Origin of the sequence: Streptomyces toxytricini, from assembly GCF_014649915.1 — a bacterium.
GTDB lineage: Bacteria > Actinomycetota > Actinomycetes > Streptomycetales > Streptomycetaceae > Streptomyces > Streptomyces toxytricini.
In genome coordinates this window covers 42,194-50,276 of the sequence record NZ_BMTY01000026.1, presented here as the reverse complement: position 1 = coordinate 50,276, position 8,083 = coordinate 42,194, and the positions used below count along the sequence as shown (strand labels likewise).

6 protein-coding genes, 1 tRNA gene and 1 pseudogene are annotated in these 8,083 nt (G+C 68.9%); 5 read left to right on the top strand and 3 right to left on the bottom strand.

Annotated elements, in window-relative coordinates:
- The 3 genes and pseudogenes from IE170_RS27900 to IE170_RS27890 form a co-directional block, all read left to right on the top strand.
- Nucleotides 1-904 (top strand): annotated as a pseudogene (locus IE170_RS27900) (replication initiator); the annotation flags it as partial.
- Between the two features lie 115 nt (nt 905-1,019).
- Complete coding sequence (locus IE170_RS27895) at nt 1,020-1,232, top strand: excisionase family DNA-binding protein (protein WP_189812235.1); 213 nt, start codon at nt 1,020-1,022, stop codon at nt 1,230-1,232.
- Nucleotides 1,232-2,377 (top strand): tyrosine-type recombinase/integrase, encoded by a 1,146-nt coding sequence (locus tag IE170_RS27890; RefSeq protein ID WP_189812234.1) that lies wholly within the window; start codon nt 1,232-1,234, stop codon nt 2,375-2,377. The genes IE170_RS27895 and IE170_RS27890 overlap by 1 nt, the downstream gene beginning before the upstream one ends.
- 51 nt (nt 2,378-2,428) lie before the next feature.
- On the opposite strand, the gene IE170_RS27885 is transcribed toward IE170_RS27890, so the two are convergent.
- Nucleotides 2,429-2,502, bottom strand: a tRNA-Gly gene (locus IE170_RS27885).
- 520 nt (nt 2,503-3,022) lie between these two features.
- Between IE170_RS27885 and dcd the strand changes: the two genes are divergently transcribed.
- Nucleotides 3,023-3,610: a dCTP deaminase gene (gene dcd, locus IE170_RS27880; protein ID WP_189812233.1), complete on the top strand. Its 588-nt coding sequence runs from the start codon at nt 3,023-3,025 to the stop codon at nt 3,608-3,610.
- Nucleotides 3,607-4,104, top strand: a complete 498-nt coding sequence (locus IE170_RS27875) for a phosphoribosyltransferase (RefSeq protein ID WP_189812232.1) — start codon at nt 3,607-3,609, stop codon at nt 4,102-4,104. The genes dcd and IE170_RS27875 overlap by 4 nt, the downstream gene beginning before the upstream one ends.
- A gap of 84 nt (nt 4,105-4,188) precedes the next feature.
- Here IE170_RS27875 and IE170_RS27870 read toward each other — a convergent pair whose 3' ends face one another.
- Nucleotides 4,189-5,136 carry a Yip1 family protein gene (locus tag IE170_RS27870; RefSeq protein ID WP_189812231.1) on the bottom strand — a complete coding sequence of 316 codons (948 nt, stop codon included), beginning with the start codon at nt 5,134-5,136 and terminating at the stop codon, nt 4,189-4,191.
- A 215-nt stretch (nt 5,137-5,351) separates the two neighbouring features.
- Entirely contained in the window at nt 5,352-7,976 is a 2,625-nt protein-coding gene (locus IE170_RS27865; protein WP_189812230.1) for a (Fe-S)-binding protein, read from the bottom strand.
- Between the last annotated feature and the right edge of the window lie 107 nt (nt 7,977-8,083).

Here is an 8,083-nt window from a genome sequence, read left to right as displayed (position 1 = left end):
CCGCGTCTTCGCTACGCTCACCGCCCCGTCCTTCGGACCGGTCCACAACCGCCCCGGCACCCGACCCTGCCGCTGCGGGGTCCAGCACCCGGACGACGCCGAGGAACTGGGCACCCCGCTCGACCCGTACACGTACGACTATGCGAGCGCCGTGCTGTGGAACAACCACGCCTCCGAGTTGTGGCGCTACTTCACGATCTACCTCCGCCGAGAGATCGCCCACCGCGCCGGCCTCACCCAGAAAGCCGCCCGCGAACAGTCCCGCGTCTCCTTCGGCAAGGTCGCCGAGTACCAGAAGCGCGGGGCTGTCCACTTCCACGCCGTGATCCGCTTCGACGGACCGGCCGGGCCCGACAGCCCGCCGCCGGCGTGGGCCACCCTCGACCTGCTCACCGACGCCATCCGCGCTGCCGCCGCCCGCGTCCGCGTCGTCCTGCCTGCCAATCCGGAGCACGGCTTCGTCAACGACTGGGTGCTCCAGTGGGGCGAGCAGATCGACGTGCAGCCCATCGGCGCCTTCGGCAGCGGAGAAGACCTGACGGAGCAGGCGGTCGCGTCCTACGTCGCCAAGTACGCCACCAAGGCCGCCGAGACGACCGGCACAGTAGACCACCCCGTGGGCAACAAGGAGGCACTGCTCCTCCTCGGCGTGCCCGACCATCCCCGGCGGCTCATGGAAGCCTGCATGGACCTCGATCAGGCCTACCCGGACCGGCGCCTGCGGGCCTGGGCTCACATGCTCGGCTTCCGCGGCCACTTCTCCACCAAGTCTCGCCGCTACTCGACCACCCTCGGCGCCTTACGACAGGTCCGCGCCGACTACCGCGCCGCCCAGCAACGCGCCTCGCTCGGCCTGCCCGACCCCGACGAGCACCCGGAGTCCACGCTCCTCGTCGTCGCCCACTGGGCCTACGCCGGCCACGGCCACACCCCCGGCGAATCCTGGCTCGCCGCCAATATCCGCCGCGACATCCGGCACAACCGCGAGATCGCCCGCGAAGAACTCATGGGGGAACGAGATGAGTGATCGATATCTGACTGTCGCCCAGGTCGCCGAACTGCTTGGCACGACCGAGCGGTTCCCCCGGCGCTTGGTCGCGGAGCGCCGGATCCGGTACGTGAAGGTCGGTACGCACGTGCGGATCGCAGAGAGCGTTGTCATGGAGTACATCGCCGCGAACACCGTCGAGCCGCGGCGGCCCCAGCGCTCCCGCTACCGGAGGGCTGCCTGATGGCCAACAGCAAGGGTCGGCGGCGCCGGTTCGGGGCGATCCGCAAGCTGCCGTCCGGACGGTTTCAGGCCCGGTACCCGGGGCCCGATGGGGTGATGCGGCCGGCGCCCGAAACCTTCGCGACCTCGGGGGACGCAGACGACTGGCTCGCCGAGAAGCAGACCGAGATCAACAAGGGGGACTGGCGCGACCCGGATGCCGGGGCGGTCAACTTCGCGGAGTACGCGATCCAGTGGGTGGAAGAGCGTGGCTTGGAGGAGACGACTGAAGAGCTCTATCGGCGGTTGCTCCGGCTGCACATACTGCCGACCTTCGAAGAGATGGACCTCGACGAGATCACGCCTCCCAGAGTCCGCACATGGCGGACCGCTCGCCTCAAGGCCACGGGCGCGACCACGGTGGCCAAGGCATACCGGCTGCTCAAGGCGATCATGGGTACGGCCGAGGATGATGAGTTGATCAGGCGGAACCCGTGCCGGATCAAGGGTGCTGGTAAGGAGTCGCCGGCTGAGCGGCAGACTGCCACTGTCGATCAGGTGGACGCCGTCGCCAAGGCGATGGGTCCGCGGTGGCGGCTGATGGTCTACATCGCCGCGTATGGCCCGGCCCGGCCGGAGGAACAAGCGGGACTGCGGCGCCCGGACGTGGATCTTGCGAACTGCGGTGTCTGGGTGCGGCGTGCCGAGCCGGAGCTGAACACCGGACGGCGGGCGCCTGGGGAGACCAAGAGCGAGGCAGGCAAGCGGTTCATCGTGCTGCCCCGGTTCATGGCCGGTGATCTCAAGCTGCACATGTACTTGTATGCCGAGCAGAAGCCGGACGGGCTCCTCTTCGTGGGGGAGCGCGGGGCGCCGTTCCGTCGTACGACGTTCGGGCGGAAGTGGAAGAAGGCGCGTAAGGCAGCCGGGCTGCCGGACACCTTCACCTTCTACGACCTTCGTCACACCGGGCACACGCTCTCGACGCAGTCGGGCGCGACGCTGAAGGACACGATGGTCCGCGCCGGCCAGTCCTCGGAGAAGGCGGCGATGATCTATCAGCACTCGAACCTCGACAGGCAACGGGAGGTCGCTGCGGGGATCGATGCCCGGGTCCAGGCGCTGCGCGGCAAGGCATCTGGCACGGATCTGGCACGGGAGCAGTAGAGAGGTCTAGGCAACACAAAAGCCCCAGGTCGCTGACCTGGGGCTTTGTCATGGAGCGGATGACGGGAATCGAACCCGCGCTATAAGCTTGGGAAGCTCATGTTCTACCATTAAACTACATCCGCAGGTCGCTCCAGAGGTCCGGAGCGGTACCGTTGCACACTCTACCTCATGATCGACCCCCGGTGAATCGACCGCGGGGTCGTCATTCGTTTGTGGGGTGCACCGGCCCTCGTGGGGGCGGGAGTTGGGGCGTAACGTACCGGTGTGGCGGGCCGCGGGAGTGGCGGCTGGAGCGCGGTCTCGATCATCCCCTAATGTGGCGATTCGTCGCAGTACGGCAGGTTGGGGAAAGGGACTCGATGGAGAACACCGTCGTCCGTTGTGCCGAGGGGCACGTGTTCAGCACCGCTTCGTTCCCGCTGCAGCACCTCGGTGCCGGCCGGATCGGGCCGGGCCGGCTGCTGCGGTGTCCGCGGTGCGCCCGGCTGAGGCACGCCGTGCCCGTCGGCGCCGCCGTCAAGCGGTAGGGCGGAGGACTGCCCGGTCAGGGCCGCGGCCGTCCCGCCGTCCCGGCGGGCGCCGCGGCCCCCGGGCGCCGTACTCGATTGGGGGTGGCTCGCGCCCACTGCGTATCCTCGGGACGTGCTTCTCTCCGACAAAGACATCCGGGCCGAGATCGACAGCGGACGGGTGCGCATCGACCCGTTCGACGAGTCGATGGTGCAGCCCTCCAGCATCGACGTGCGTCTCGACCGCTACTTCCGGGTGTTCGAGAACCACCGCTACGCCCACATCGACCCCGCCATCGAGCAGCCGGACCTGACCCGTCTGGTGGAGCCCGAGGGGGACGAGGCGTTCATCCTGCATCCGGGCGAGTTCGTGCTCGCTTCGACGTACGAGGTCATCTCGCTGCCCGACGACATCGCCTCCCGGCTGGAGGGGAAGTCCAGCCTGGGCCGCCTGGGACTGGTGACGCACTCGACCGCCGGGTTCATCGACCCCGGTTTCTCCGGTCACGTCACGCTCGAGCTGTCGAACCTCGCCACCCTCCCGATCAAGCTGTGGCCCGGCATGAAGATCGGGCAGCTGTGCATGTTCCGGCTCAGCTCGCCCGCCGAGTTCCCGTACGGGAGCGAGCGGTACGGATCGCGGTACCAGGGTCAGCGCGGGCCCACGGCCTCGCGCTCCTTCCAGAACTTCCACCGCACCCAGGTGAGGCACGAGGCATGAGTGTTGTACGCGAGTCCCTGAACTACGAGGGCTTCGGCCGCGCCGTGCGCGAGCTGGCGAAGACCATCGCCGACGACGGCTACGAGCCGGACATCATCCTGTCCATCGCCCGCGGCGGAGTCTTCGTCGCCGGCGGCCTGGCGTACGCCCTGGACTGCAAGAACATCCACCTCGTGAACGTGGAGTTCTACACCGGCGTCGGCACCACCCTCGAAATGCCGGTCATGCTCGCCCCCGTCCCGGACGCGATCGACTTCTCCGACAAGAAGGTCCTGATCGCCGACGACGTCGCCGACACCGGCAAGACGCTCAAGCTCGTCCACGACTTCTGCGTCGGCACCGTCGCCGACGTCCGCTCCGCGGTCATCTACGAGAAGTCGCAGTCGCTGGTGAAGTGCGAGTACGTCTGGAAGCGGACCGACGACTGGATCGAGTTCCCCTGGTCGGTCGAGCCGCCCGTCGTCCGGCGCGAGGGCCAGATCCTCGACGCCTGACCGTCGCCTTCCCGGACGGCGGAAGGGCCCGCCGCCCGCACTGTGTGTGCGGGCGGCGGGCCCTTCGTCTTTCGCCGCGGCTCCCTACAGGGTGCCCAGCTTGATGATCGACAGCAGCGCGACCAGCTGGATCGCGGACGCGCCCAGCGCCTTCGGCCACGGCAGGTCGTGCGACTTGCTGATCAGCGACGTGAACAGCGCGCCCGCCGCGACCCACGTCGCCCAGCCGAGTACCTGCACGAACATGTTGTCGCCGCCGAGGAACACCGCGAAGATCAGGCGCGGTGCGTCGGAGATCGACATGACCAGCATCGACAGGCCGATCGTCGGCTGCCAGGACCCCTCGCCGCCCAGCTGGCGGGCGAGCGTGTGGGTGACGGCGCCGAGGATAAGGCCGCAGATGACGAACGCCACGCCGGCGCTCAGGACGATCGGGACGGCGTTCGCGAGGGTCGCGCTGATGACGTCCTTGCGGGCCTCGTCGAAGCCGAAGACCGCGAGCAGGCCGTAGAGGAACGTCACGATCAGCGCGGGGCCCCACACCGGGTAGTCGCGCATCTGGAGGAACGTCGGCCCCGGGCGCATCACGATGCCCTTGAGCAGCTCCTTCCACGGCAGCCGCGGGCCGGTCGGGGCCGCGGCCGCCGCGCCGCCGTCCGCCTGGTAGGTGCCGGGCGGGCCGTACGGGTCCTCGCCGTAGGAGAAGACCTGGGTGTGGCCGGGGTTGTCGTTCGCGTACGAGCCGCCGCCGTGGCCGCCGTGGCTGCCGCCGGGCGGGCCGTACGGGGGCTGCTGCGGGTACGCCTGCGGGGGCTGCCCCTGCTGGTGTCCGTACGGGTCGAAGTACTCGGGCTCGCCGTGCCCCCCGCTCGCGGCCTGCTGCGGCCACTGCTGCTGGGGAGGGTAGGGCTGTCGGCCGTACGGTGCGCCCTGCGGCTGCTGCTGCGGGTGCTGCTGACCGTACGGCTGCTGCCGCGGGGGTTGTTGCGCGCGGTCGTCGTCCCTGCCGCGTCCGATCCTGAATCCAGCCACGTGATCGAACGTACCTGGTCCCGGGCAATCGGGTGCAGTCGGTGCCGGATTAAGCACCCTTTGCGGCTGAGCTGTGACATCCCTTAGGGGAACCCCGGGGGGCCGGCCCCCCCTGCCGTTCCTGTCGGCGCGGGGAAGCGGAACGGCCGGCCCCCGGGCGGGGGCCGGCCGTTCCGGCGTGGTTGCGCCGTGCCGAACTGCGCTGTGGCTCTGGCCTACTTGGCCGTGTTGGCCTCGGCCGTGTCGCCGTCGGTCTCCGCCTCCGGCGCCTCGTCGGCCGCGGACGCCTTCTCCTCGGCCTCCGGTGCCTTCTCGGCCTCCGGTGCCTTCTCGGCCTCCGGCGCCTGTGCTGCCGCGGGCTCCGCCTCGGCTGCTTCGGCTTCTGCCTTCGCCTTGGCTTCGGCTTCGGCCTTGGCCTCCGCCGCGGCCTTCGCCTTGGCTTCGGCTTCGGCCTTGGCCTCCGCCGCGGCCTTCGCCTTGGCTTCGGCCTCCGCCTTGGCCTTGGCTTCGGCTTCTGCCTTCGCCTTGGCTTCGGCCTCCGCCGCGGCCTTCGCCTCGGCCTCCGCCTTCGCCGCCGCTTCGGCCTCCGCCTCCGCCGCGGCCGCCGCGGCCAGTTCGGCCTCCGTCGGGGCCGGGGCCTTCACCGACTCCAGCAGCAGCTGGGCCACGTCCACGACCTGGACGGACTCCTTGGCCTGGCCGTCGTTCTTCTTGCCGTTCACCGAGTCGGTCAGCATCACCAGGCAGAACGGGCACGCCGTCGACACGATGTCCGGGTTGAGGGAGAGGGCCTCGTCGACGCGCTCGTTGTTGATGCGCTTGCCGATCCGCTCCTCCATCCACATCCGCGCACCGCCGGCGCCGCAGCAGAAGCCGCGTTCCTTGTGGCGGTGCATCTCCTGCTGGCGCAGGCCCGGGACGGCCGACATGATCTCGCGCGGCGGCGTGTAGACCTTGTTGTGGCGGCCCAGGTAGCAGGGGTCGTGGTACGTGATCAGGCCGTCGACCGGGGTCACCGGCAGCAGCTTGCCCTCGTCGATCAGGTGCTGGAGCAGCTGCGTGTGGTGGATGACCTCGTAGTCGCCGCCGAGCTGCGGGTACTCGTTCGCGATGGTGTTGAAGCAGTGCGGGCAGGTCGAGACGATCTTCTTCGCCGACTTCGGCTTCTTCGTCGACTCGTCCTCGTCGTCCTCGCCGAAGGCCATGTTCAGCATGGCGACGTTTTCCTGGCCCAGCTGCTGGAACAGCGGCTCGTTGCCCAGGCGGCGCGGCGAGTCGCCCGTGCACTTCTCCTCGCCGCCCATGATCGCGAACTTGACGCCCGCCATGTGCAGCAGCTCCGCGAAGGCCTTCGTGGTCTTCTTCGCCCGGTCCTCCAGGGCGCCGGCGCAGCCGACCCAGTACAGGTAGTCGACCTCGGTGAGGTCCTCGACGTCCTTGCCGACGATCGGGACCTCGAAGTCGACCTCCTTGGTCCACTCGACGCGCTGCTTCTTCGCCAGGCCCCAGGGGTTGCCCTTCTTCTCCAGGTTCTTGAGCATCGTGCCCGCCTCGGACGGGAACGCACTCTCGATCATGACCTGGTAGCGGCGCATGTCGACGATGTGGTCGATGTGCTCGATGTCGACCGGGCACTGCTCGACGCACGCACCGCAGGTGGTGCAGGACCACAGCACGTCCGGGTCGATGACGCCGTTCTCCTCGACCGTGCCGATCAGCGGGCGCTCCGCCTCGGCCAGGGCGGTCGCGGGGACGCCGGCGAGCTGCTCCTCGGTCGCCTTCTCCTCGCCTTCCATGGTCTTGCCGCCGCCGGCCAGCAGGTACGGGGCCTTGGCGTGCGCGTGGTCGCGCAGCGACATGATCAGGAGCTTGGGGGAGAGCGGCTTGCCCGTGTTCCAGGCGGGGCACTGCGACTGGCAGCGGCCGCACTCGGTGCAGGTGGAGAAGTCGAGGATGCCCTTCCAGGAGAACTGCTCGACCTGGGAGACGCCGAAGACGTCGTCCTCGCCCGGGTCCTCGAAGTCGATCTCCTTGCCGCCCGAGGTCATCGGCTGGAGCGCGCCGAGCGCGGACGCGCCGTCCGCGTTCCGCTTGAACCAGATGTTCGGGAAGCCGAGGAAGCGGTGCCAGGCGACACCCATGTTGGTGTTCAGCGAGACCGTGATCATCCAGATCAGCGAGGTGCCGATCTTGATCATGGCGGTGAAGTAGATGGCGTTCTGCAGGGCCGGCAGCGACAGGCCGTCGAACGCGAGCACCAGCGGGTACGACACGAAGTACGCCGGCTCGTACGAGTCGACGTGGTGGATGGCGCCTTCGAGGCCGCGCAGGGCGAGGATCGCCAGGCCGATGGTGAGGATGACGTACTCGACGAAGTACGCCTGCCAGGCCTTCGAGCCCGCGAAGCGCGACTTGCGGCCGGCCCGCGACGGCAGCGACAGCAGGCGGATCACCATCAGCACGGCGATGCCGACGACCGTCATCAGGCCGATGAACTCGATGTACATCTCGAACGGAAGGAACCCGCCGAGGACCGGCAGCGTCCAGTCGGCCTGGAAGAGCTGGCCGTACGCCTGGGCCAGGGTCGGCGGCAGGGTCAGGAAGCCGATCGCCACGAACCAGTGCGCGAAGCCGACGATGCCCCAGCGGTTCATCCGGCTGTGGCCCAGGAACTCGCGGACCAGGGTGAGCGTTCGGGCCTTCGGGTCGTCCGTGCGGCTGCCCGTCGGCACGGGTTGGCCGAGTTTCACGAACCGGTAGATCTGCGCCACGGCTCGGGCGAGCAGCGCGACGCCGACCACGGTCAGGACCAGCGACACGATGATCGCGGCGAGTTGCATGGGAGGGCTCCTCGGGCGGGACTTACTAAGCAGTAACTTATTGAGTCAAGGCTTGAGGTTACCCATTCTCCGCGCTGCGCTGTAGGTGAGCGTGCGGTGATCTGTGT

Coding starts and splice junctions, on each gene's coding strand:
- IE170_RS27895 (WP_189812235.1), top strand. CDS start 1,020: ATGAGTGATCGATATCTGACTGTCGCCCAGGTCGCCGAACTGCTTGGC.
- IE170_RS27890 (WP_189812234.1), top strand. CDS start 1,232: ATGGCCAACAGCAAGGGTCGGCGGCGCCGGTTCGGGGCGATCCGCAAG.
- IE170_RS27875 (WP_189812232.1), top strand. CDS start 3,607: ATGAGTGTTGTACGCGAGTCCCTGAACTACGAGGGCTTCGGCCGCGCC.
- IE170_RS27865 (WP_189812230.1), bottom strand. CDS start 7,976: ATGCAACTCGCCGCGATCATCGTGTCGCTGGTCCTGACCGTGGTCGGC.